We start from the raw sequence: 23,964 nt of genomic DNA on the forward strand, positions 1-23,964 counted from the left end.
CTCCACGGCACGCATCTAGGAAGTGCGAGCGTGACGGCAGCAGGTAGACTGGGGGTCATGCCCGAATACCGCAACCCCAAGCCCACCGTGGACTGCATCATCGAGCTGCCCGGTGAACGCATCGTCCTCATCCGGCGTGCGAATCCGCCCGTCGGCTGGGCGCTGCCCGGTGGCTTCGTGGATGAGGGCGAGCCGCTCGACGTCGCCGCCGTGCGCGAGGTGCTGGAAGAGACGGGACTTCACGTGAAGCTGTCGGAGCAGTTCTTCACGTACTCGGACCCGCGGCGAGATCCGCGGCAGCACAACATCTCCACCGTCTACATCGGCTCGGCCGAGGGCGAACCGCAGGGCGCCGACGACGCGGCCGAGGCCCGCGCCTTCCGCGTGGATGACCTGCCGAAAGACTTGTGCTTCGACCACGACACCATCCTGTCCGACTACGTCACGTACAAGCGGACCGGACAGCGGCGGAAGCTCTAGGAGCGGCGCGGGAGGATGCATTACGCGCTCGTCCTGCTCGCCCTGGGAGGCCTGCTGACCATCCATGAGCTGGGGCACCTTGTCGCCGCGCGGTTGCTCGGTGTGCGGGTGCCCCGCTTCGTGTTCGGTTTCGGTCCACCGCTGGTGTCCTTCCGCCTATGGGGGACGCAGTACGTGGTGGCGGCGGTGCCGCTGGGCGCCACGGCGCACCTGCAGGGGATGAACCCGCACCGTGCGGACGCCGACGAGGCCGCGGGCTTCGCCGCGCGCGGGCCCCTGCTGCGCATCCTCATCATCCTGGCGGGGCCGCTGGCCAACTATGCGCTCGCGCTGGGTGTCCTGTTCGCGCTGTACACGTCGGGCACGCACGTGGTGGTGCCGCTGACGGTGGGGACGGTGCAGCCGGGCTCGGAGGCGGCGCGCGCACAGCTGCTGCCGGGGGACCGCATCGTCAATGTCGCGGGACAGCCGCTGAAGAGCTGGTCGGAGTTCGTGGAGAAGGTGGGCGCGGCGCCGGGTGTCCCGCTGGAGTTGGGCGTGGAGCGCGGCGGCGATGCGCGCTCGGTGGTGGTGCGCCCCCGGCCGGATGAGCGGGGCACGGGCCGCATCGGGGTGAGCCAGCAGTACGTCTACAAGGCGCACGGCGCGGGTGAGGCGCTGAGCCATTCGTTCACGCACACCGTCAAGGTGGCCGAGGAAGGCGTGGCGCTGCTGAAGCGGATGATGCAGCACGGCCTGGAGAGCGCGGACGCGGCGAGCCCCGGAGCGCTGGTGCGGCAGGAGTCCGCGGATGCGATGTCGTCGGGGACGGATGCCCTGCTGCGGACCTTGGTGGCCGCGTCGGTGGTGCTGGCGCTGTTGACGCTGCTGCCCGTGCCTGGGCTGGATGGAGGCCGCGTGGTGCTGCTCCTGGTCGAGGCGGCGAGCGGCCGGCGGATTCCCCCTCGCGTGGAGACCCTGGCGCAGACGGTGGGGTTCCTGGGAATCGCCGCGGCCGTGGTCTTGATGGCGACCGCAGAGATTCGGCGCGCGTTGCCGGCGCGGTTCGGCGTGGAGGAATCGCCGGCTCAGGATGCGGGGACGGCGGGGACAGAACAGCCGTCGCCTGCGGCGTCAGATTCCTCGAAGGGCACAGCCCCCTCTCCTGTTCAGACGCCTGGCGCGCCGGTGAAGGGAGGCGACACGGCTGGCGCCACTCCTGCCGGGGCGGCCGATGCTGGCACGACGGGGGCCGGGCCTGCTGGGACAACCGCTGCGAGCACTGGAAAGAGCACCAGTCCTGCCACGACGCGTTCAGCCGCGGCAGGAGCTGACGCGGGGACGTAGACAGCATCCGGTGTTGCCCCTGGTGCCGCGCCTGCCGGAACCCACGGACCGGGAGCTGCCACACGCGGCGCCAGTCCCCCCCTCCGGCCATGCCATGCGCTGCACCTCGTGTCAGGAAGACTCGGCGGCTACGTCCCGTCCGGTCACGGCGGACGGTTGTTCAGCACCGCCGTGATTGCGACACCCAGCCCCGACCTTCGAGCGCAGACGCGCCGCATGGGAGCCAGCGAATGGGAAGCACCGTATCCGCAGATGAGTGAGCCGCGGCGACACGTCCATCGTTGCCGCGGCCATCTGCCCCAGCTCATCCCGGTACCCGTGGAGAGGCAGAGCGCCGCCAGATGTTCCTCATTTGTGCGGATGCAATCGTGCCTGACTTCAAATCCCCGTCGTGGAATCACGCTGTGCCAGCAGCGCTGTTGCTGATGGCGCCCTTCGACCTCCTGGCCTCACTGGCCATGGACATCTACCTGCCAGTCGTTCCGGCGATGCCCGGAATCCTCAACACCTCACCCGCCATCGTCCAGCTCACCTTGAGCCTGTACATGGCGGTGCTTGGGCTCGGCCAGATGGTGTTTGGCCCGGTCTCCGACCGCATCGGCCGGCGCCGAGTGCTCCTGACAGGCGCCCTCCTGTTCGCGGTCACCTCCTTCCTGCTCGCGGGAACCTCGGATGCCGCGATGTTCGTCGGCCTTCGGCTCGTCCAAGCCATGGGGGCATCCGCGGCCCTCGTCGCCACGTTCGCGACGGTCCGCGATGTCTATGCGGAGCGCCCCGAGAGCGCGACCCTCTACAGCCTGTTCAGCGCCATGTTGGCCTTCGTCCCCGCGCTCGGGCCCATCGCGGGGGCGCTGCTCATGCAGCGCTGGGGATGGCGCGCCATCTTCATCACGCTCGGAGTCCTGGCCACGGCGGCGCTGCTGCAAGCCTTGCCACGGTGGCACGAGACGCGCCCGGCGCAGGGCCTCCCGTCGCGTCCCGCGTTCCGGCACATCCTGCGCAGCGCCACGTTCTGGACGTACACCCTGGGCTTCAGCGCGGCCATGGGCTCCTTCTTCGTGTTCTTCTCCACGGCGCCCCGGGTGCTCATCGGTCAGGCCGGCTTCTCCGAGCTCGGGTTCAGCCTGGCTTTCGCCACCGCCGCGCTCGCGATGATTCTGACGACCCGCTTCGCGAAGCGCTTCGTGGGGAGTTGGGGGCTGGCGGGTAGCCTCACGCGGGGCATGGGCATGTTGCTGCTCGGGGCTGGGCTCCTGACGGCCGGACAGCTCCTGGCAACGCCGTCGTTCTGGACGTTCGTCGCGCCGATGTGGCTCATCTCGGCCGGCATCGTGTTCTCCGTCTCCGTCACCGCGAATGGCGCACTCCAGGCCTTTGGCGATGTGGCGGGAACGGCGGTCGCGCTCTACTTCTGCATCCAGAGCCTCATCGTCGGCGTCCTCGGAACGCTGATGGTCGTCCTGCTGGACGGCGACACGGCGTGGCCCCTGGTGGGATACGCGTCCCTGATGGCAGGGGTGACGTTGACGGCGCTTCAGCGCCTCCAGCGCCGACAACGCGTCCTGACGAAGCCCGCGATGGCGGAAAGCCCCGAGGCCCCCTAGCAGACGTCCCACAACCGCGCCGCGGGGGCCTGCTCCCGCGGCGCGGCGGTGGTTTCCACCTTTCCCGCCTGGGACGGAACCCTGCCCGCCTCCCGGCTGTCCAGGGACCAACCGGGCGTCGGCCGTCTTTCGGAAGACGTCTCCTGGACGATGAAGGAGCCGCGAGCCATGCAAGGCCCTATGCTTCCCCCCGCGATGAACACCAAGGCAGGCGGTGGACTCTTCTGTGAGCTGTACTGGGGCAACAATCTGTCCGAGGCGTGGAGCTATGGGCCGGAGCATTCGAACATCCACGCCGCCCCGGACGAGACGGCACCGCTACCGCTCTACGGCTTCACCCTGCCCGAAGAGCCGTTCCTGCTCGCCGAGCGCACCGCTCAGGGCTGGCGCATCCACCTGCCGCCCGCTGCCCGTGCCGAGCGCGCCATCCAAGGCACCTCCTATGCCGCCGTGCCGCAGACGGACCTGCGCCAGCACGACGGACGCACGACAGTGGAGCTCGCGGAGGGCATGACGCTTCGCCTCTCGGAAGGCCAGCTCTCGCTGCGCATCCAAGGCTCCGTCGTCAAGGAACAGGTCAACCGGCTCCAGTGGAAGGACTTCGGCTGGCTCATCATCGTGAGCATCCTCTTCCTCAGCCTGCCCGTGGGCTTCCTCATCGCGGGCCCCACGCCCCAGCGCATCGAGGAATCCAAGGTCCGCGCCATGAAGATAGCTGCTGACAAGGAAGCCGCGCGCCGCAAGGCCATGGGCCTGGACACGCCACTGCGTCCGCTCACGGATGAAGAGCTCGGCATGCAGCCCGACGGCGGTGACGACGTCACGGTCCCCGCCTTCCTGCGCGTCCGCTGAGACGGGGCTTCAGGGCCCCAGGCCGACCCAGACCTCCCCATCCTCGAAGAACTCCTTCTTCCAGATGGGGACGTCCTGCTTGAGCCGCTCGATGGCGTACTCGCAGCCACCGAACGCCTCCTTCCGGTGCGGCGACGCCGCGGCGATGACGACGGCCAGCTCGCCGGGTACCAACGTTCCCACGCGATGGATGATGGACACGCGCACGCCGGGAAACCGCTCCGCGGCCTCCGCCCCAATCTCCGCCAGCTTCTTCTCCGCCATGGGCGCGTAGGCCTCGTACTCCAAGCGCAACACGCGGCGGCCCTTCGTCTGGTTGCGCACGGAGCCGCTGAACGTCACCAGCCCGCCGTAGGACTCCCCGCTGACAGCCTCCACCACCTCTTCCAGCCGCAGGGGCCGGTCCACCACCAGGAACTTCCCAGGTGCGCCTCCCGCCACGGGGGGAATCAGCGCCAGCTCCGCCCCATCCCGCACCGGGGCATCCGGACCGACGAACTCCTGGTCCACGGCCACACGAAGATGCGGCAGGAGTGGCACCAGCGCCGCGTACTTCGCGCTCAGCAGCCGCAACACGTCCCGAACATGCGAGCCCTCGGGCAAGTCCAGGGACTCACGCACCTGCCCGGTGCGCTCGCGAGCCGCGGCGAAATAGAGGACTGTGATGCGCACGTTCCCGGCGTCCGCCATGTCGCCGCTCAACGCGAAGCCTCCTGCTCCGCGCGCAAGGACAGGCGTCCCTTGAGCCGGCCCCCGCCCTCCACCGGGCTGAAGTCGAGGAAGCCCGAGTCCAGCGGCGTAATCCGATCCAGCAGCGCCCCCGAAAGCGCCTTCGTCGCCCCGAGCAGCATATTGGGCACTCCAGGTATCTTCTCCGCCGCGCGCAGGTCCGCGCGCAGCCGGCCCAGGTCCACCATCACCGACACGTGGCCCGAGCTGAAGGCCTCACCACCGAAGCGCTCCCGCAGCTCGGCGCCCACGTCTCCGCGAGGACGGCCCTGCAGCAGCTCCCCCGCCAGCAGGCTGGCGCGCTCAGACGTGATGCGCAGCTCCACCGGATGCTCCCGAACCCGCGTCCGGAAGAGCGTGCCATTCGCCTCCTGCTGCGTCGTGTAGCGCAGCACGGAGTCCTCCAGTTGCTTCTGCACGAGCGCCCGCACGGGCTCCGACTCCGTCAGCCCCGCTTCGAACACGATGGAGCCCTTGATGTCGGGCCGCTTGTTCCGGATGAAGTTGCGGAAGAAGGCCGGGATGTCGAAGTACGCGCGCAGCACCACGTCGCCGCGCAGCGCCTTGAGCAACGCCTCCACATCCAGTCCTTCACGACGCCAGGACGCCACCATGCGCTCGCGGCGCTCGGAGCCCGGCGCACCGAACACCAGCCGAGCCAGCTCCTCGGGCGGCACGGAAATCTGCGCCGCGGCGATGGGACCCAGCTCCGCGTCCTTCAGCAACGCCGACGCGGGCGCGCGGGCGCCCTGGAACAATGGCGCCGAGGAGGACAGGAAGCCATCCAGGTCCACTCGCTCCGGCTTCACCGCCAGCGACGCGGCGAAGCCGCGAATCGGATGGGTGCCTTCTTCATCAGGCGCCACTCCGGGCTGTGTCCCGGAGAAGAGGTACATGCTGCCGCTCGCCACCTTCCCTCGCAGCTCGGTCAGGAGCGCATCCTCGGAGATGCCCGGCCCCGTGAGGCTTCGCACCGCCTGGCGGGCCACTTCCGCGTCGGGAATGGCCAGCACCTGCGCCTGCTGAGACTCGCCCTCGTCGGGCTCCTCCAGCCCCTCCGGTACGGCGAGATAGAGGTAGCCTCGGTCCTCGAAGAGCAACATCGGCGGCCCGCCCGACGCGGGCTCCACCGTGGCGGAGCCGTCTGGCTGCGGCATCACGCCGTGCCCCGCCCGCTCCAGCTCACCGGCAACGGCCTTCAGGGCCGCCTCTGGCTCCGTGATGCCCAGCAGCGTCACGACGCCGTCGAACTCCGGGAGCAGGAAGAAGCCGAAGCCCTCGTCGGGGTCCACCACCGAGCCGGTGCCGTTCTCCAGGTCCGCGAAGAGCAGCGGCAGCAGCGGGGATGACTCCACGGCCCGCCGCGCGTTCTCCGGCCCCACGAGCCGCGCGTAGAAGTCCATCAACTGCTCCACGTGGCCGCGCAGCTCAGGCAGCCACATGACGGTGCGCGCGCTGGAGGGCACCGCGCGCAGCACGGGCCGAGGCACCACCGTCAACTGGACGCGGCCGACCTCCTCGCCTTCGTGCAGGGCGCGCACGGTATAGGCGCCTGCCCGGGAGAAAGCGTGGGACACCCACGGCGCCGTCTGGGCGTCGCTGCCGTCACCAAAGTCCCAGGTGACGGCGGTGGCGTCCTCGCGCTGCGAGCCGAGGTCGACCGGCACGCCCGCTTCCACCGTCCGGTCCTGCCCCAGGTCCGGCCGCACCGCGCGACGGCAGCCGGAGGCCCAGGGGCCCACGGCGACCGTCATCAGGAGGAGCGCGACAAAAGACCCAGGGCGGCGCGGAATGAGCGGCATGAGCCGCTTAGTAGTCCAGCGCCAGTCCGAACATCCAGCGCCGGTTCGACAGGTTCAGCCCCGGCCCGCCGAAGTTGTCCACATCCGCATAGGTGTACTCGGCGAAGATGTAGCTGTGGTTGACGCCCAGGTCGGAGTCGAAGTCGCGCGCGAAGCGCGGCTCCAGGACGTCCAGCATGAAGGCGACGCCACCCGTCGCGCCCCAGCCCCACTTGCCGCCCGAACCCCGGTTGCCCCCCACGGCCTCAGTGCCCGTGCCCTTGAGGATCCACCACGGCGTGTAGATGAGCCCCAGCTTGCCGTAAGGCACCAGCGGGATGCCCCACTCGAAGGCGGCGTAGTCGAACTTGTAGAAGGCGTTGAGGCTCAGGGGAATCAGACGCAGCGCAGTACGCTCCGCGGCGTCCGCACCGGAGGCCAGCTTCGCCGTTCCGTACTTCTCGCCGTAGCCCGCGGAGAAGCCCACGCCCGCCGTACCCACGCCCTGGTAGAAGTATCTCTGGAGCTCTACCTCGAACGTCAGCAGCGACTCGCCGCCAAAGTAGTCCTGGTACGGCGTACCCGTGAGGCCGGGCTCTTCGTCGATGAGGGGCTTGTAGCCACCCAAGCGGAATTGAATGCCGCCCGAACGTGGCGAGCGCAGCGAGACTTCCTCCTCCACCACTACCGTGTCCTGCCCCCAGGCGGGCAGCGTGGCGAGCAGCGCCACGACTCCCAGGGCCGATGCCCGACTCATGACCGCTTCCTCCTCGACGACAGCCAGACTCCGAGGGACGCCAGCATCGCGCATCCCGTGATGCCACCACCCGCCGCGGCGCAGCCGCCCGTCTCCGCGCCGCCAGCTCCGAGGTACCCTTGGTAGAAGCCGTTGCTCGCAATGGGCGTCCCTGTCGCCGCGGGCGAAGGTTCGCTTTGGTTACCCGCCCTGTCGATGGCAATCGCCTGGACGGCATACTCGACGCCGTTCTCGAGCCCTTGATCCATGCGGAAGACCGCGTTCGACGAAACCTGCCGCTTCGTCGAAATCACTTCACCCGCGCCCACACCACCATCCTCGCCCGGAACGGACTGAAGGACCTGCACCTCCATGAACACCGCGTCGCTCGGCACCTTGACAGAGACACTCAGCGCGGCGTCCAGCCCCGTGACGCTCGGAGTCTCCGGCACCGCAGGGGGCTCCGGGTCATAGATGAAGCTGATGGAGGGCGTCCCAATCGAAACGAACGAGTCGTCGCAAGTGCCCAATCCCCCCAGCCGCTTGGTCGTGGCGCAGAGCCGGAACGTCTTGGTTGACGTCTGTGACTCGCACTTGGCGCCGTCCGCCACCAGCGCCTCGGACGCGTTGAAGGTCACCGTCCCCGTCAGCCGAGTATCATTTACCGGGATCTCGTCGAGAGACAGGTCGCCCGCCCCTGGCGCGCCCGTGCAACTCGATTCGTTCGAGAGCCAGAGGTGGAGCACGTCGCAATTGCCGGCGACACGCGTCCAGTTGACCGTGCGGTCCAAGCCGCAGTTCTCCTGGGAGACGACAATCTGATCGTTCTGGATGATGTCGCCCGTGGCTGAAAACGTCACGGTCTGCCCCAGGGCAGTCGACGCGAAGAGCAAGAGGCCAACGAGAGTGAGGCGCATGGGTACGCCCAGGCTAGCAAGCGGGAGGCCACATGAAACGCATTCCCGTCCGCTGGGCATCACTCCGGGAGGGCCGTCCCGCCGCGCCAAACAGGCAGGACGGCCACGGAGGCTTTGCCAAATTGTCAGGCGGGGCGCTCGGCCAGGCGGAGTCCGGCTTCCACCAGGTTGAGGGCTGCACCCCGGCTGGCGTTGTCCACCGAGGCGAAGAGCGTCACCCACTCCGGCGCCTGGGGGAATGCGCGCACCCGGCCCACATGGACCGCCGGGTCGGACGTGACGAGCATGGGCATGGGGTACACACGCTCACCGGGCACATCCAGCACCTTCAAGGCCCCGGACGTCTTGAGGGCCGCGCGCACCTGCTCCACCGGGCCCGCCTTCTTGAGCTGCACGTTGAGGGTGAGGCCATGGCCGTAGAAGGTAGGCACCTGCACCGCCGTCCCGGCGATGACGGGCACATCCCCCTTGGACGAGAAGAGCCGAGCCGCCTCCAGCGTCCAGCCGCCCTCCTCCTCCGTCCAGGGTGAATTCACCATGAAGCCGCCGACCTGCGGCACCAGGTTGAACCCCACGCGGTGGGGAAAGGCGTGCGGCTCCGGCTCGCGGCCCGACAGCAGGTCCGCCGTCTGCTTCTCCAGCTCCGCCACGCCGCGCACACCCGCGCTGGACGCCGCCATCAGCGCCGTCACCTGCGCGCGCGTCACGCCGAAGGCCTTCCGCAGCGGCTCCACCACGTGCACCGCGGCGGTCGTCACCGCCCCCGGCAGACACACGATGCGGCCCTTGAAGGTGAAGCCCGCGCCCAGCACGTCCGTGTTGAAGCCCGGCAGCACCATGGGGACGTTGCCGTCACCTCGGAAGGCACTGCTGACGTCCACCACCCACGCGCCCGCGGCCTGCGCGGCCGGAGCCAGCGTGCGAGAGGCCTCGGCGGGCGTGGCCAGCAGCACCAGCTTCACGCCCCGGAAGGCGTCCGGCGTCGCGCGCTCCACCTCGAGCGAGTCCTCGCCGTACTCCACCTCCATGCCCTTGGAGCGCTCGGAGCCGAAGACGCGCACCTGTTCAGCGGGCACGTCCTGCGCGTACAGCGCGGCGAGCACCTCGCGGCCCACCACGCCCGTCGCGCCCACCACGCCAATCGTCAAGTCGTCTCTCATGGCGCGTCCTTTACGCCACCGGAGGCCGGGAGCGCGAGCACCACGAGGCGGCTCAGTCTTCCTTCAACCGTGCGGTGGGCGCCGGCCCGGGCAGCGGCGGGAACTTCGGGTTGCGCTCCGGCTCCGAGGCCCGCACGTAGTGCGGCTCCATGGCGAAGAGCGCCTCCAGCGACTGCGCTTCCGGAAAGCGCGCCAGCTGCGCCAGCGCCACCGCTGACGGGAAGGTCGGCGCCGCCAGCAGCCGGTGTGGCGCCACGCCCTGCGACTCCAGGGCGGCGCGGTAGTCCACCAGCGCGGGCCCCAGCGCCACGGCCCGGGGCTCGGCGGCCATGCGCGCGGCCACCTCCGCGGGTGACATGGCCGTCTCCGGCTCCAACGGCTCCACCGTCCCGCCCTGACGGACGTAGGCCCCCAGGTACAGGTCGTCCTTGCGCGCCACCGCCAGGCAGTACAGCGGCACACCCTCGGGGCCCTCCAGCGCCACCGCCGCCAGCGACGAGGCCCCGGCCACCTTCAGCTTCGTCGCGTAGGCCAGCGACTTCACCGTCGCCAGGCCGATGCGCAGCCCCGTGAAGGAGCCCGGCCCCAGGCCCACCACCAGCCCCTCCAGGGCGGGCAGCGTGGCGCCATGACGTTCGAGCAGCTCCCCGACGATGCCGGGCAGCAGCTCGCTCTGCTTCCGCGGCGGCCCCACCACCACGTGCTCCAGCGTGCGCAGCGCGCCATCCGGCGCTCGCTCCACCAGGGCCAGCGACAACGTCAACGTCGAGGTGTCCAGCGAGAGAAACATGGGACGGCTCACTACACCGGCGCGGCCCACATTGCCTGCGGAATCTCCGACACCCGGTCCTCGCAGCGGTACAGCCGGACGCGCACCACGCCCTTGTCCAGCATGTCCAGCTTCCGGGCGGCGCCCTTGGACAGGTCCACGATGCGCCCGTCGATGAAGGGCCCCCGGTCATTCACGCGCACCTTCACCGCGCGCCCGTTCTCCATGTTCACCACGCGCAGGCACGAGCCGAAGCGCAGCTTGCGGTGCGCGGCCGTCATCGCCTCCTGGTCGAAGCGCTCCCCGCTCGCGGTGGGCCGCCCGTGCAGGCCGGGGCCATAGAACGAGGCCAACCCTTCGCCCAGGTACGAGCGCGGCATCTGCTCGCGCCGCGTCACGCCGGGCGTACCACTGCGGGACTTCGGCGACTTCGACGGGCGGACGGGTTCCTCCACCGGGTCGGGCCTGGCCGCGCGCGAGGCGCACGCGGAGGTGAAACCCAAGCAGAGCAGTCCGGCAACGGCGATTCCTCGCATGCGTCCTCTAGCGGGTGATGTCGTTGGTCACGGCCAACAACATCAGCAGGACGAGCAGCGCGAGCCCCACCATGTTGGCCACTTCGCGGACGCGAACAGGGATGGGGCGGCGGCGAATTCCCTCCCAGGCGGCGGAAAGCAGGTGGAAGCCGTCCAGCACGGGAATGGGCAACAGGTTCATCACCCCCAGGTTGATGGAGATGAGCGCCATCAGGTGGAGGAAGCTGTCCAGGCCCTGCTCGGCGCTCTTCGACGCCAGTTGGTACATCATGATGGGGCCGCCCACGGTGTTCATCGGCACCGAGCCCACCAGCAGCCCGCCGAGGACCCGCACCATCTGCCCGACGATCTTCGGGACGATGAGCGCGGCCTGCTTCAGCGCGGCGCCCGGCCCCAGATGCACCGTCACCTCATCCAGCACCGGCATGTCCGCCGCGGAGAGCACCCAGTTGCGCACGCCCAGGACGATGGGCGAGCTCGCCGTGCCCATCTCGTCCTCCGTCTTCAGCGGCGCCTGCGCCAGCGTCTCCGTGCGCTCGCCGTCCGCGCCCCGCCACGTCAGCTGGAAGGAACGTTCCTTCAGGGCGTTCAGCTTCGAGGAGAACTTGACGAAGGACTCCGGCTTCTCGCCATCCAGGGCGATGATGCGGTCTCCGGGCCGCAGGCCGCCCTTCTCGGCCGCGCTCCCCGGCGCCACGGTGGCCAGGTACAGGTCGGACGTCTCCGCGCCCACCGTCGCCAGACCCACGCCCGGCTGCTTCGGCACGGTGAGCTTCAGGACGGAGGGCACCCGCCCCGTCACGACGCCCGCCGCCACGGAGTCCATGCGCCGGAGGGTGAGCTCCAGGGGCGCGCCCTCCGCGTGCTTGTCCAGCTCCTGCTGGAAGCGCGCTTCCGTCTCCACGCTCACGCCGTTGACGGCCAGGATGCGGTCGAAGGTCCGCAGTCCGGCCTTCTCCGCCACCGAGCCCGGCGGCACGCCGACGATGGGCGGCTTCGACACGGCCTCCACGCCAATGGAGCCGCGCTCCACCGTGTCGATGGGGGACGTCTCCACGTTCTTCGTGGGCGTCACATCCAGCGTCAGCTTCTGGCCGTTGCGCTCCAGGACGATGGGGACGGGCCGCTCGAAGCGGCCGACGAACGCCTCCCGCATGTCGTTGAACGTGCGCACCGGCTCGCCATCCACGGACAGGATGCGGTCTCCAGGGCGGATGCCGGCGGCCTGCGCGGGCATGCCCTCGCTCACCGTTCCCACGTAGGTGGAGGTGGCCTGGTGCGGGCCCAGGAAGACGAAGAAATAGACGAGGATGGGGAAGATGAGGTTGAAGGCCGGCCCCGCCAGGACGATGAGGCCGCGCTTCCACGGGGGCTGCGCCAGGAAGCCCCGGCTGGCCTCCTCCGGGCTGAGCTCCTCGTGGGGCATGTCGCCCGCCATCTTCACGTAGCCGCCCAGCGGCAGCAGGGCAATCTGGTACTCCGTCTCGCCCTTGGTGAAGCCGATCAACTTGGGTCCGAAGCCGATGGAGAACTTCAGGACCTTCACACCACAGGCCTTCGCCACCAGGAAGTGGCCAAGCTCGTGCACCGTGACGAGCACGCCGAGCAGAATGACGAAGAACCCGATGTTTTGGAGCATGGGCGCAACAGTAATCGTGGGCGCCCAGGCGGACAACGCGCAACCGGGCCCGCCGAGCAGGCGGGCAGCCGAAAGAGGCGGTCCCTAGGGCAGCAGGCCCCGAACGAACTGCACGTAGACGAACACCAGGGGCGCGTTGAACAGGAGCGCGTCGATGCGATCCAACACACCACCGTGCCCGGGGATGAGGACGCCCGAGTCCTTCACCCCGTAGGCCCGCTTCAGCATGGACTCACACAGGTCGCCCACCGGCCCCAGGATGCCGCCGGCGATGCCCAGCAGCACGCAGTCCCACACCGTGAACACGGGGAAGAAGAACTGCCGGGCAATGAACATACCGCCCACCGAGCCCAACATGCCCCCGAAGAAGCCCTCCCACGTCTTGTTGGGGCTCACCTCCGGGTAGAGCTTGTGCTTCCCCAGGAACCGCCCGAAGAAGTAGGCGGCGGTGTCATTGGCCCAGGTGATGACCAGCGCGCAGATGACCCAGGCCAAGCCGTGGTCGGGCAACAGGCGCAGCGCGGACACGGCCGTGAGGCCCACCGCGCCGTAGAGGAAGCCGTTGACCAGGTGCGCCGTGCGGGTGGGCGCCTCCGCCAGCGGCCCCTTGAAGAGGTGGTAGATCCACGCGAAGAACGCGAAGACGATGGTGAGCCAGAAGGCCGTCTCGCCCGTGCGCGCCGCGTCCCGCATGGGCAGGAAGGGCAGCACCGCGGCGAAGGCCATGCCGACCCAGGAGGCCACCGTCAGGCGCTTCTGGACGATGAGGTAGTACTCACCCACGCACGCGGCGGCGGCGGCGCCCAGCAGGGCCGCGCTCCAGTAACCACCGAGGAACAGCAGCAGGAGGACCAGCGGCAGCAGTGTCACCGCGGAGACGACGCGGATGACGAGGTTTCGGTTCTTGTCGTTCACGCCTTGGCCTGCTGAGGAGCGTCCTCCCGCTGCACCTGTGCGGACGTGAGGCCGAAGCGGCGCTCACGCTGCTGGTACTGCGACACGCAGCGGAGGAACTCGTCAGTACGGAAGTCCGGCCACAAGGCGTCGGTGAAGCACATCTCCGCGTACGCCATCTGCCAGAGCAGGAAGTTGGACACGCGCAGCTCCCCACTGGTCCTCACCATCAGGTCCAACGGGGGCAGTCCCTGCGTCCAGAGGAACTGCTCGAAGTCGCTCTCCTCCAACCGTCCCGCCGCCAGCTCCCCACGCTCCACGGCCTCGGCCAGCCGCCGCGCCGCGTGGAGGATCTCCTCACGCCCGCCGTAGGACAACGCCAGCGACAGCACCATGCCGGTGTTGTGCGCGGAGTCGGCCCGGAGCCGGTCCAGCGGATCACGCACGTAGCGCGGCAGCCGGTCCACGTCTCCAATGGCGTTGAGGCGAATGCCGTTGTCCAGGATTTCGGAGCGCTCTCGCTCCAGATACTCCCGGAGCAGGTCCATCAATCCGGCGACCTCTTCCGCCGGACGCGCCCAGTTCTGCGACGAGAACGCGTAGAGCGTCAGCGCCTGGATGCCCAGGCGGCGCGCGGTGCGCGTCACTTCGCGCACACTCGACGTCGCCTCCCGGTGCCCCTCCAGCCGGGGCAGCCCTCGGGACTCCGCCCATCGCCCGTTGCCGTCCATGATGATGCCCACGTGGCGCGGCATCGGCCGGGCCTTGACGGCTTGTTCCAGGGTGGAAATCACTGAAGGGCGTTCCATGAAGCCGCGCACCCTAGCGATGCCGCCGCGCGCCGTCCACGGGCGCGTGCCCCAACCGTCACGGTCGGCCCCTGACTGGTCGCCCGGTGGCGGTGGGTGGCCGTCCCCCGTCAGAGCGCAGGCGCCATGTAGGCGTAAGTAGGCAACCATTCACTCGGAGGCCTCTCAGCCCCGGGGCCAATCCGGGCTGGCAATCTCCATGGGGCCGTCGCGCCAGGACATGTAGGCGTCCTCGTCCGCGACCTGGTACGGCCTGCCGAAGGCGCGCGCGAAGTAGTCGCCCCAATGCGGCTGGGAGCCGTCGGCGTCCGTGAAGCCGTATTCGCGTGCCAGGGCCCAGGAGCTGAAGACACCGCCGGCCTTGGCGCCCACGTTCGGATCCGCCGCGAGCGCCGCCACCGCCCGGCCCACGAAGCAGGGACTCTCCGAGGCGATGAAGTGCGGGTCCTTCGCCGCGCCATCGCGCCAGTTCGCTTCCGTGACGCCGAAGTTCTCCAGCATCTCCTCGGAGCGGAGGAAGCCGGGCGTCAGCGCCAGCGCGGTGACCTTCGTGCGGCGCAGCTCCCGGGACATCCCGAAGGCGAGCCGGATGACGGACATCTTCACCAGGTCGTACCAGAGGTTGCCGCGGTAGCCGAACGAGTCCCCATCCGTGATTTCGACGATGAGCCCCCGCTCACCGTCCAGCATGAGCGGCACGGCGTGGCGGCTGGTGAGCAGATGCGTGAAGACGGCCCGTTCGAACATCTGCTGCCCCTTCGCGGCGGACTGTTTCCAGAACGCCGGGCCGAACTCGGTGAGTCCGTCGCCGCCCCAGATGTCGTTCACCAGGATGTCGAGCCGTCCTTGCTCCCGCTGAATGCGCGCGCACAGGGCTTCGACCTCCGATTCGACGGAATGGTCCACGCGGACGGCGATGCCCCGGCCGCCCTTGGCGTCGACGATTTCGGCGGTCTCCTCGATGGTCTCCGGCCGCGAGCCCGTCGCGGGCCGTCCGCGCACGCTGCGCCCGGTGCAGTACACGGTGGCGCCGGCTTCTCCCAACATGGTGGCGATGCCGCGCCCCGCGCCTCGTGTGGCTCCAGCGACCAGGGCGACGCGTCCTCCGAGTGGCTTCATGGCGGGCACTCCTCCAAGCCCACGGACGACCGTGGACCGCAGTGGTTCGTGTTCGCACCCTAGGCAGGGAATCCTGACAGCCCCTGTCATGATTCCCCGCCTAGACTTCGCTTTGGAACCTGCCCATGCGCGCCGACCGACTCGTCAGTTTGACGCTGCTCCTCCAGACACGCCCGAAGATGACGGCGGGCGAGCTGGCAAGGGAGCTCGAGGTCTCCGAACGGACCATCCACCGGGACCTCGACGCGCTCTCCGGCGCGGGCGTGCCCGTGTACGCCACCCGAGGCGCCTCGGGCGGCGTGGCGTTGATGGAAGGCTGGCGCACCCAACTCACGGGCTTCACCCGGGCGGAGCTGCATGCACTGGCGGCCGTGGCGGCACCGGGGGCCCTGGATGACCTGGGCCTGACGTCGGCGCTGCGTTCGGGCCTGGTGAAGATGGCGGCCTCCCTGCCCGCACTCCAGCAACCCGCGCTGGAGTACGCACGCCAGCGGCTTCACGTGGATGCGTCCTCGTGGTTTCCAGAACGCGAGGCCGTGCCTCATCTGGCGACGCTGCGCGACGCTGTCTGGCAGGACCGCCGCGTGTCGCTGACGTACCGGGACTTCGAAGGCAAGCCGAGCCGCAAGGTGGTGGACCCGTACGCGCTCGTCATCAAGGCGGACCGTTGGTACCTCGTCGCGAGCACGGGCGAGGATGAACCGCGTGTGTATCGAGGCTCGCGTGTGGACGGTGCACGGATACGCCCGGAGACCTTCATCCGGCCGGCGCGCTTCGACCTGCCCGCGTTCTGGAAGGCGTGGTGCTCACGCTTCGCGGAGAAGCGCGCGCAGTACGAAGTCACGCTGCGATTGACGTCGGAGGCGCTGGAGGCGCTGCGAAAGATTCGGCCGCGAGCGGAGGGTGCACGGCTGGATGCCGCGCCGCTCGCAGCGGATGGACGCAAGACAGTGGTCGTGGACTTCGAGCGCGAAGCGATTGCCTTCAGCCAGCTCTGCGACGTCGGCTCGGGCTTCGAAGTGCTCGCCCCGGAAGCACTGCGAACAAAGCTCCTGAAACTGGCGACGGGCATCCTCGACATGCATCGAAGTGCCACGCCTTGACGCACGGCCAGGCGAAGCTTGCGCTGTTGGGCAAGCCTCGCGGGGACTACGCGGGCACAGCAATTCGCACACCCTTTCTTAGACAAAAGAACGAGCGTGGTAGCTTTGCCATTCATGGAAAGCTCCATTCTCAAGAAAGCACCGCTCCAGGTATGGGTGCTGAGCTTCACGCTGCTGCTACCTGGACTGGCTTTCGGGCAAACCGTGACGGCCAAGGCCGCGCAAGCCAGTTCGCGCGACTCCTCGTTTCGCGCACGGCTGAAGGCGGCAGCGCAGCTCTATGAGGAACTTGAGTACGAGCAGGCGCTGAAGACGCTCACCCAGGCCAAGGCACTGGCCACGACGGACGACGAACGGGCAGAGGCCGCGATGTACGAGGCCATTGTCCTCGCCGATCTCGGGAGACGCTCACAGTCCCTGAGAGCCTTCCGCGAAGCCCTGTCACTTCAACCAGACTCCCAGCTCCCCGTCAGGGTCTCTCCCAAGGTGGCTCGGGACTTCGACGACGTACGCAAGAAGCTCCAGAGCGAACGCGTGGCTTCGGCCCCCGTCGAGCCACCGCCGCCGGCCCCTTCGCAGGACCGCCCCGTCCTCGAACCCGAGGGAGCTGCGTCGGCCGTCGCTACACCATCACCTGCTGCGCCAACCCCTTCACTCCTCACCAGCGCCGAGCCCGAACTCGTGGCACATGAGTCAACGGGCCTCCGCATCCGTCCCCTCCCCGTGGCCTTGCTTGGTGCAGGGGTGCTCGCGGGTGGCATCGGGAGCTACCTCGGACTGCGCTCCCGGAGCGACATCCAGAGCGCGCGAGACACCTTCAGTGTCAATGAACAGATGGGACATCTGGACGCGGCGCGCGGCAAGGCGCTCGGCGCCAACATCTTGTTCGGTGTCGCGGCGACAGCGGCGGCGGGAGCGGTCATCACCTACTTCCTGGATAACGAAGCCACGGCGCAGCGGGAGGCGCGATGAACCGCATTTTTCTGGCGTGCCTTGTTCTCCTGTCCGGCATGGCCTGCACCGTGCCCAGCCTCGACGAACTCCACCCATGTGACATCAACGACCTCATGGGCGACTCCGTCGACGCATTCCTGGGTGACAAGCCGACGTGCAGAGCCCTCAAAGTGTCGATCGACTACTCGGGGTTCCTTCCTGGCTGCGTGCTCGTCAGTGCCCGGGACGAAGCCAGTGGGAAAGCGTCCACCGTCGAGCTTGCCGGCAAGGGCGGCCGCTCAGGAGGGTCCCTCCTCGTCAGTGTATTTGCGCCGAGCAGTTGGGGCGACTCCGTCCAAGTGGAGGCACGTGCATTTGAGAAGAGCTGCGAAGCGACACCCGTGATGACGCGTTCGATACGCGTGAGCCCCAAAACGGGGAAGACCGAGCCAGTGACGCTGTCGCTCCAAGCAACGGACGCGGACGGCGACGGCTACGTCTCCGTGCTCACCGGCGGAACGGACTGCAACGACAACAACGCGAGCATCCACCCGGCTGCAACCGAGCTTTGCAACGACGTCGACGACAACTGCAACGGACAGTCGGACACGGTGGAGTTACGCCTGGGCCAGGACTGCTCTGAGGCAGAGGGGTGCGAAGGCGCTCGGGCGTGCGGCGAAAATGGTGCCGTCATCTGCAACATGCCGTTGGCCGTGTATGCCTACCCTGACGTGGACCAGGACGGAGACGGAGACAGGCTCGCAACGCCCGTCGCCTTCTGCACCGGCGTGCCGCAGGGCTATGTCACGGGCCCCGCGGACGACTGCAACGACAACAACGCCAGCATCCGGCCTAGCTCGCCGGAGCTCTGCAACGGCGTCGACGACAACTGCAACGACCAGATTGACGAGACGTTCACCGACCTCGGCACGGCGTGCACCGCTGCCGCCCAGTGCGCCGGCGTCTACGTCTGCGACACCTCCGGCATCGCCTCCACCTGCCAGCCCACGACGATCCCCAACAACTGGTACCTGGATGGCGACGGGGATGGCTTTGGTGTTGGCACGGCCGTGTCGTCCTGCGCCTCGCCTGGCGCGGGCTACGTCGAGGCTGGTGGTGACTGCAACGACGGCAACCCGTTCACCTACCCAGGCGCGCCGGAACTGTGTGACGGACTGGACAACAACTGCGACGGGAATGTCGAAGGCCCTGATGTCTGCCCGGACAGAGGTGCAAGCTGGGTAGCACGGACCGTTGGCGTGGCTGACCAGGAATGGCGCGCCATCTTCACGGAATTTCCAGGCGACGTGACTGTCTCAGGGAACCAGGGCGGGACCGCGATACTCACGCCGTCCTCATCCACGTTCCAGACCAACGCGACCAACTGCGGCGACTCCAACAGGGGGTGGAGCGCTGTTTGGGCCGACATGGCAAACCAAGGACGTATCTATATCGGCTCATCAGGAGGCTCTCTTTCCTTTTTGGACAGGTCACAAAATGCCTGCACCCAGACGCATGACATGGTCCGATGGGTCCGAGGGCTCGTCGGCTTCCGACACGAAGGAACTCTGGAGCTTCATGGAGTCACCGAGAACTCCGGCACAGTGGGCCAGGGACTGACGTTCACGTGGACCGGAGAATCCGGGCCGAATGAGCTGAAATTCGGAACCACCACTGTCGGGCCGCTCTTCGACCTCCACGGGCGTTCCCGGTCCTTGCTGTTCGCGGTCGGCGGCTTCGATGGCGGGTCCAGCAGACCTCGAATCTACCGTTTCAACACCAACACCAGTCAGTGGCAGTCGGAGCAGGTGGAGACCACAATCTCAGGCCTGGGCCGACTTCGTGGAGTCTGGGTGGTGAACGACAAGCTCGCCTTTGCAGTGGGCGACGCCCTGGGCGGTCAGAACTCTGTCCTCCGCTGGGACGGCAGCACGTGGAGCAGGATGCCCTTCCCCAACACGCACAGCGAGCTACTGACCTCCGTCGTCGCATTCGGCGCCAAATCCATCTACGTCACCTCCTACAACGGGCGCATCTACCGGTACGACGGCACGCAGTGGCAGATCATCTTCGAGAACACGAACCTCCGATTCAACGACATCGCAGGCACCAGCCCCGCAGACCTCTGGGTCGCGGGAAGCAACGGACAGATTCTCCACTGGCCTCAATAGCAAGCCTCACCACCGAGGCCACACATCAGGTGGCCTCGGTGCGGGCGCGGCTCACTCCGCTTCGAGATTGAGCTTGAACACATTGGGCTGGCCCGCCTTCACATCAACGGTCCGGGTCACGTCCTTGCCCAGTTCCTTGTTGACGAGCCGGATGGTGTGTCGCCCCTCGGGCACCTCAACCGCGGCGAACGGCGTCTGCCCCAGGACCTTCCCGTCCAACGACACCACGGCATACGGACGGATGCGGAACTCCAGGCGCCCCTTTGCAACAGCCGCCACCTTCTGAGTCGGCGCCCTTTCACGAGCCCGCGATGGTTTCGGCACTGGCTCCCCAGACGCCTTCGCGGGCTCACGCTCCGCCACGACAGCGCTCCCCTCCTTCGAAGCCGCTCCGCCGTTCTCAGGCGGAGCATCCTTCACAGTGGGAGGCCCTGCTTCGGGCGTGGTGGCATCCCGTGCGACGCGCGGCTCCTGCGGCACCACGGGGACATCCGCCGAGACCTGCGGTTTCGCCAGTGCCCTGTCACTCGAATCCTGAGCGCTCGCCTTCACGTCCACGGCTGGTTTCGCCTGCGGCACATTCCTGCCGCTTTGGCTCGGAGCAACAGGCTCGCTCGGCAACTGCGTGAGCGGCGGTGGATTCACACGAACCGGCGAGACCTCTGAATCATCGCCGCGCATCACGGTGACAGCGCCGCCCACCAACAGCGCGACCACAGCCCCGACGATGACGGCAATCCGCCCTCCTGGCCGCCCTGATGGCACCGTCGCGGCGTACTCCGTGCTCCGCGTATGCACAGCGTCGTCCGCATCCTCGGGAGCATCAGGCGCCGATGAAGCCCCTCCCGGCGGCGGCGGCGACGCAGCCGCCATCGCCACCGCGTCTTCGTCACGCGCATGCGGCGCCTGTACCTTCACCCCCGAGGCCCGGGCCTGCGCCCTTGGCCGGGACGTTCCACGCGGTGACGCATCCGCCCGGAGCGCGGGCGTCTTCACGACCACCGGGTACGACTGAAGTGTGTCCTGCTGCGGGGAGGAGCGCGGCTCCAACGCCCGAACCACGCCACCGATGGCAACCGGCATGGGCGTCGTCGGCGACGTCGAATCCGCTGGCACCTCCTCGGGTGCCACAAGCGACCGGGGCATCGGCGTCGTCGGCGAGGTCGAATCCACCGGCGGCGACACCATGGACACGCTCCGGGCATCCGACTTCGCCTGCGACGCCACCGCTCCCTTGCTGCCTCCCTGCGACGGCGTCATCGCCGGAGCCGCGGCCACCTCCGGCACCCACTGCGCGATGCGCTGGGCAATCTGATACGCGCCCACCGGCTCGCCCGTCGACAACACGAACCGCTCCAGGTCGTCCTGCAACGCCCGGCAGTCCGCGTACCGCCGCTCCCGGTCCTTCGCCAGCGCCTTGTCGAGCACCTGCTGCAACACCACGGGCACATCCGGCCGCCGCGCCGACACCGGAATGAACGGCTCGAACAGAATCGCCTGCATCACGCTCACGTCCGTCGTCGCATCGAACGGCCGCTTCCCCGTGAGCAGTTCGTACAGCACCACCCCGAGCGCGTAGACATCCACCCGCCGGTCCATGGCCTTCGCCTGGAGCTGCTCGGGAGGCATGTACGCCACCTTGCCCTTCACCACGCCCGTCAGCGTCCGGTGCCCCTGCCCCGCCACCTTCGCGATGCCGAAGTCCACCACCTTCACCGCGCCCTGCCGCGACACCAGGATGTTGTCCGGACTCACGTCACGGTGAATCAAGCCCAGCGGCTCGCCCGTCTCCACGTCACGGAACTCGTGCGCGTACGCCAGCCCCTCCGCCGCGGCCGCCACCACCTTCGCGCAGAAGGCGGGAGGCAGCGCTTCCTCCGCGGCCCGCTTCACCAGCTTGCGCAGGTTCGGGCCGTCGATGAACTCCATGGCCAGGAAGAAGCTGCCCTCGGCCTCACCGAAGTCGAAAATCTGCACGATGTTCGGGTGCTCGAGCTGCGCCGCCAGCCGCGCCTCGCCCAGGAACATCTCGACGAAGGCCGCGTCCTCCGCCAGGTGCGGAAGGATGCGCTTGAGCACAAGCGTCTTCTCGAAGCCGCGTGGCCCCGCGGCCTTCGCCAGGAAGACCTCCGCCATGCCGCCTGACGCAAGCTTTCGCACCAGCTGGTACTTCCCGATTTGCATTGACTCGGGTTCTCCCAGGTTTGTCGGAAAAGTAAAACCACTTGCCGCCAGTTCTGCCGTGCGCCGAGCAATCAGGCGATGCCAACGTTGACCCTGACGTGACGTGGTCCGTAGGATTTCGGCACCCCATGCCCCCGAAGGTCATCGGTCCCTACCGCGTTCTGGAGACGCTTGGCAGTGGCGGGGCAGGAACCGTTTATCGGGCCCTGGACCGCCGCACCACCGACGAGGTCGCGCTGAAGCTGCTTTCAGCCGGCCCCGCGCGGGATGCTCGTGCCGCGCGCAGACTCGCCCGCGAGTTCGACACACTCGTAGACCTGTCTCACCCCAACGTCGTGAAGGTGTTCGAGTCCGGCGTGCACCAGGGCGTGCCGTACCTGGCCATGGAGCTCATCGAGGGCCTCACCCTCCGCCACTACCTCGACCTGAGCAGCGGCGACCGGCAAGCCCCTCCGGGCAGCCACACGCCGCGCAGCCCCTTGTCCGTCCTCCGGACCGCGGACGACGACTTCGGCCCCTTGAGCCGGAGCTTCTCCGATTCGATGGATGACTCGGAGGACAGCCCGTTTGACGGCACCTTCGGCCTGGAGGCCTTCGCGGAGGAGGCCCCCAGCGAGGACCTGGAGAGCTTCGCCTCCAGTGGCAGCCCGCACGTGGGCATCGGCTCGGATGATTCGCTGGAGGGCTTCGACCTGCCGCCCCCCATGCCGCGCCCCGCGGAGCCCGAGGAGGAGCCGGGGCGCGTGGTCCGCGAAGAGGACCTCAACCGGCCCGAACGCATGGGACGTCTCAAGGACGCCATGCTCCAGATTTGCGAGGCCCTGGCCTACATCCACGGCCACGGCCTGGTTCACCGCGACCTCAAGCCGTCCAACATCATGGTGGACGACGACCGGCAGGTGCGGCTGATGGACTTCGGGCTCGCCAAGTTCCTGGCGGACGACGCGGCCATCACCGAGGCCGGCAAGCTGGTGGGCACCTACCGGTACATGGCGCCGGAGCAGATTCTGGGCGAGCCCCTGGATGGACGCTCCGACCTGTACAGCCTGGGGGTCATCCTCTATGAGCTGCTCAGCGGGCGGCCCCCCTTCGACGCGAAGACGCCGCACGAGCTCTGGCGCCAGGTGCTGGAGACGGAGCCGCCCCCCGTGCTGGCGCTGAACCTTCACGGGGACCCGCAGCTCGCGCGCGTCGCCCACCGCCTCATCCGCAAGGAGCCGGACGACCGGTTCCAGACGGCCGAGGAAGTCTACGAGGCCCTGTCCGAGTGAATCCCTCCAAGCTGCACACCCTCACCGTGGACGCCGACAAGGCGGGCCAGCGGGTGGACCTCTTCATTGGTGAAGCGCTGGGTCTGTCTCGCGCGCGCCTCAAGCGCCTCTTCGAGGCGGGCGCGGTGAAGGTGAATGGCCGCCCCGCGAAGAAGGGCCTCACGCTCACCGCCGGGCAGCACATCGCCGTCGAGGTGGAAGAAGAGTCCCGTGAGGCCGTGCCCGACGCGGACTTCCCGCTCACCGTGCTGCACGAGGACGACTCGCTCGTGTTCGTGGACAAGCCCGCGGGCCGGCCCTCCCACCCCCTGCAGTCCGGAGAGACGGGCACGGTGGCCAACGCGCTGGTGGCCCGCTATCCCGAATGCGCCCAGGCCTCGCTGGACGCGCGAGAGGGCGGCCTGTGCCACCGGCTGGACGTGGAGACCTCTGGCGTCGTCGTGGCCGCGCGGACGCGGGACGCGTGGAACGCCGTGCGCGAGGCCTTTGGCAGCCGCGCCGTGGACAAGCGCTACCTGGCGCTGGTGACAGGACCACTGACGGACGAGGGCGACATCGACCTGCCCCTGCGTCACCACCCCCGGCATCCGGACCGCGTGGAGCCCGCGCCCTACGGGGCCGAGGACGCCCGGGACGCGGTGTCGAAGTTCACCGTGCTGTCGCGCGCGGGTGAGTTCAGCGTGGTGGAGGTGAAGATTCTCACCGGCGTGCTGCACCAGGTGCGCGCGCACCTCGCGGGCATTGGCGCCCCCATCGTCGGCGACAGCCTCTACGGCGGGCGCGAGGCCCCGGAGCTGGGCCGCTTCTTCCTGCACGCTCGCTCGCTGGGCCTGACGCACCCGCGGACGCGGCGGAACGTGACGGTCCACAGCCCCCTGCCCCCGGAGCTGCGCGCGGAGCTGGAGCGGCGCGGCCTGCCCTTGCCCCGCGGTGAGCAGCGGGACTGAGGGC

21 protein-coding genes are annotated in these 23,964 nt (G+C 68.7%); 9 read left to right on the forward strand and 12 right to left on the reverse strand.

Going from position 1 to position 23,964, the window contains the following annotated elements; all coding sequences use genetic code 11:
- Positions 1 to 57: 57 nt before the first annotated feature.
- From FMP39_RS09050 to FMP39_RS09065, 4 genes are all read left to right on the forward strand, one after another.
- Entirely contained in the window at positions 58 to 480 is a 423-nt protein-coding gene (locus FMP39_RS09050; protein WP_140861898.1) for an NUDIX hydrolase, read from the forward strand.
- A 15-nt stretch (positions 481 to 495) separates the two neighbouring features.
- Entirely contained in the window at positions 496 to 1,806 is a 1,311-nt protein-coding gene (locus FMP39_RS09055) for an RIP metalloprotease (RefSeq protein ID WP_228557825.1), read from the forward strand.
- Between the two features lie 341 nt (positions 1,807 to 2,147).
- On the forward strand, positions 2,148 to 3,410 hold the full coding sequence (gene cml / locus FMP39_RS09060) for a CmlA/FloR family chloramphenicol efflux MFS transporter (RefSeq protein WP_141589561.1): 1,263 nt from the start codon (positions 2,148 to 2,150) through the stop codon (positions 3,408 to 3,410).
- A gap of 48 nt (positions 3,411 to 3,458) precedes the next feature.
- Positions 3,459 to 4,262 carry a hypothetical protein gene (locus FMP39_RS09065; protein ID WP_141589562.1) on the forward strand — a complete coding sequence of 268 codons (804 nt, stop codon included), beginning with the start codon at positions 3,459 to 3,461 and terminating at the stop codon, positions 4,260 to 4,262.
- A gap of 9 nt (positions 4,263 to 4,271) precedes the next feature.
- Here the strand turns inward: FMP39_RS09065 and moaD are convergent, their stop codons facing one another.
- From moaD to FMP39_RS09120, 11 genes are all read right to left on the reverse strand, one after another.
- On the reverse strand, positions 4,272 to 4,952 hold the full coding sequence (gene moaD, locus FMP39_RS38550; RefSeq protein WP_141589627.1) for a molybdopterin converting factor subunit 1: 681 nt from the start codon (positions 4,950 to 4,952) through the stop codon (positions 4,272 to 4,274).
- 8 nt (positions 4,953 to 4,960) lie between these two features.
- Complete coding sequence (locus FMP39_RS09075) at positions 4,961 to 6,793, reverse strand: PKD domain-containing protein (protein WP_141589563.1); 1,833 nt, start codon at positions 6,791 to 6,793, stop codon at positions 4,961 to 4,963.
- A gap of 7 nt (positions 6,794 to 6,800) precedes the next feature.
- Positions 6,801 to 7,529, reverse strand: coding sequence for an MXAN_2562 family outer membrane beta-barrel protein (locus tag FMP39_RS09080; protein WP_141589564.1), 729 nt, complete (start codon positions 7,527 to 7,529; stop codon positions 6,801 to 6,803).
- Positions 7,526 to 8,425 (reverse strand): MXAN_2561 family MXYO-CTERM-anchored protein, encoded by a 900-nt coding sequence (locus FMP39_RS09085; RefSeq protein WP_228557826.1) that lies wholly within the window; start codon positions 8,423 to 8,425, stop codon positions 7,526 to 7,528. The genes FMP39_RS09080 and FMP39_RS09085 overlap by 4 nt, the downstream gene beginning before the upstream one ends.
- 125 nt (positions 8,426 to 8,550) lie before the next feature.
- A complete protein-coding gene (locus tag FMP39_RS09090) occupies positions 8,551 to 9,585 on the reverse strand; it encodes an aspartate-semialdehyde dehydrogenase (RefSeq protein WP_141589566.1) in 1,035 nt (344 codons plus the stop codon).
- 52 nt (positions 9,586 to 9,637) lie between these two features.
- Complete coding sequence (tsaB, locus tag FMP39_RS09095; protein WP_026113974.1) at positions 9,638 to 10,375, reverse strand: tRNA (adenosine(37)-N6)-threonylcarbamoyltransferase complex dimerization subunit type 1 TsaB; 738 nt, start codon at positions 10,373 to 10,375, stop codon at positions 9,638 to 9,640.
- A gap of 11 nt (positions 10,376 to 10,386) precedes the next feature.
- On the reverse strand, positions 10,387 to 10,890 hold the full coding sequence (locus FMP39_RS09100) for a septal ring lytic transglycosylase RlpA family protein (protein WP_141589567.1): 504 nt from the start codon (positions 10,888 to 10,890) through the stop codon (positions 10,387 to 10,389).
- Positions 10,891 to 10,897: 7 nt separating this feature from the next.
- On the reverse strand, positions 10,898 to 12,529 hold the full coding sequence (gene rseP / locus FMP39_RS09105) for an RIP metalloprotease RseP (RefSeq protein ID WP_167371071.1): 1,632 nt from the start codon (positions 12,527 to 12,529) through the stop codon (positions 10,898 to 10,900).
- Positions 12,530 to 12,613: 84 nt separating this feature from the next.
- Positions 12,614 to 13,444 carry a phosphatidate cytidylyltransferase gene (locus tag FMP39_RS09110; protein ID WP_011552626.1) on the reverse strand — a complete coding sequence of 277 codons (831 nt, stop codon included), beginning with the start codon at positions 13,442 to 13,444 and terminating at the stop codon, positions 12,614 to 12,616.
- Complete coding sequence (locus tag FMP39_RS09115) at positions 13,441 to 14,232, reverse strand: isoprenyl transferase (protein ID WP_011552625.1); 792 nt, start codon at positions 14,230 to 14,232, stop codon at positions 13,441 to 13,443. The genes FMP39_RS09110 and FMP39_RS09115 overlap by 4 nt, the downstream gene beginning before the upstream one ends.
- Positions 14,233 to 14,397: 165 nt before the next feature.
- Entirely contained in the window at positions 14,398 to 15,351 is a 954-nt protein-coding gene (locus FMP39_RS09120; protein ID WP_194858308.1) for an SDR family oxidoreductase, read from the reverse strand.
- 125 nt (positions 15,352 to 15,476) lie between these two features.
- Here FMP39_RS09120 and FMP39_RS09125 point away from each other — a divergent pair, with 125 nt between their 5' ends.
- The 3 genes from FMP39_RS09125 to FMP39_RS09135 all read left to right on the forward strand — a co-directional run bounded on the left by FMP39_RS09125 (position 15,477) and on the right by FMP39_RS09135 (position 19,558).
- Complete coding sequence (locus tag FMP39_RS09125; protein WP_141589570.1) at positions 15,477 to 16,454, forward strand: YafY family protein; 978 nt, start codon at positions 15,477 to 15,479, stop codon at positions 16,452 to 16,454.
- 114 nt (positions 16,455 to 16,568) lie between these two features.
- Positions 16,569 to 17,426: a tetratricopeptide repeat protein gene (locus FMP39_RS09130; RefSeq protein WP_228557827.1), complete on the forward strand. Its 858-nt coding sequence runs from the start codon at positions 16,569 to 16,571 to the stop codon at positions 17,424 to 17,426.
- Positions 17,423 to 19,558, forward strand: a complete 2,136-nt coding sequence (locus FMP39_RS09135; RefSeq protein WP_141589572.1) for a MopE-related protein — start codon at positions 17,423 to 17,425, stop codon at positions 19,556 to 19,558. The genes FMP39_RS09130 and FMP39_RS09135 overlap by 4 nt, the downstream gene beginning before the upstream one ends.
- Positions 19,559 to 19,609: 51 nt before the next feature.
- On the opposite strand, the gene FMP39_RS09140 is transcribed toward FMP39_RS09135, so the two are convergent.
- Positions 19,610 to 21,742 (reverse strand): serine/threonine-protein kinase, encoded by a 2,133-nt coding sequence (locus FMP39_RS09140; RefSeq protein WP_141589573.1) that lies wholly within the window; start codon positions 21,740 to 21,742, stop codon positions 19,610 to 19,612.
- Between the two features lie 128 nt (positions 21,743 to 21,870).
- Here FMP39_RS09140 and FMP39_RS09145 point away from each other — a divergent pair, with 128 nt between their 5' ends.
- Both FMP39_RS09145 and FMP39_RS09150 read left to right on the forward strand, forming a co-directional pair.
- Positions 21,871 to 23,013: a serine/threonine-protein kinase gene (locus FMP39_RS09145; RefSeq protein ID WP_141589574.1), complete on the forward strand. Its 1,143-nt coding sequence runs from the start codon at positions 21,871 to 21,873 to the stop codon at positions 23,011 to 23,013.
- A complete protein-coding gene (locus FMP39_RS09150; protein WP_141589575.1) occupies positions 23,010 to 23,960 on the forward strand; it encodes an RluA family pseudouridine synthase in 951 nt (316 codons plus the stop codon). Before FMP39_RS09145 ends, FMP39_RS09150 begins: the two co-directional genes overlap by 4 nt.
- Positions 23,961 to 23,964: the final 4 nt, after the last annotated feature.

The organism is Myxococcus sp. AB056, from assembly GCF_006547365.1.
GTDB lineage: Bacteria > Myxococcota > Myxococcia > Myxococcales > Myxococcaceae > Myxococcus > Myxococcus virescens.